The organism is Sneathia sp. DSM 16631, assembly GCF_014892235.1.
Lineage (GTDB): Bacteria > Fusobacteriota > Fusobacteriia > Fusobacteriales > Leptotrichiaceae > Sneathia > Sneathia vaginalis.
The window spans coordinates 1-227 of the sequence record NZ_JADBHL010000058.1 but is presented as its reverse complement, the minus strand read 5'-3'; the positions used below and the strand labels follow the sequence as shown (position 1 = coordinate 227).

The window sequence follows — 227 nt, the reverse complement described above, 5'->3', positions numbered from 1 at the left end:
TTACCATCAGCACTAATAGTTACATTACCTTTGATATGTTTGTTTTCACCTTGTACAGTAACATGACCCTTACCATTAGCTTCTATACTAGCAGTAGTCTTCTTACCTTTACCAGCAGAAACGTTAGAGTTAGCATTTAAAGTAACTTCACCATTAACAATACTGTTTTGACCTTTAATAGTAGCAGTACCATTAGTGTTAGCATTACCTTCTAACTTGTTAACACC

Annotated in this window: 1 protein-coding gene; it reads right to left on the bottom strand. The window is 34.4% G+C overall.

Going from position 1 to position 227, the window contains the following annotated elements:
- Positions 1-227, bottom strand: a 227-nt coding sequence (locus IMK15_RS06770) for a hypothetical protein (RefSeq protein ID WP_192942299.1), incomplete at both ends; no start/stop codon positions are given.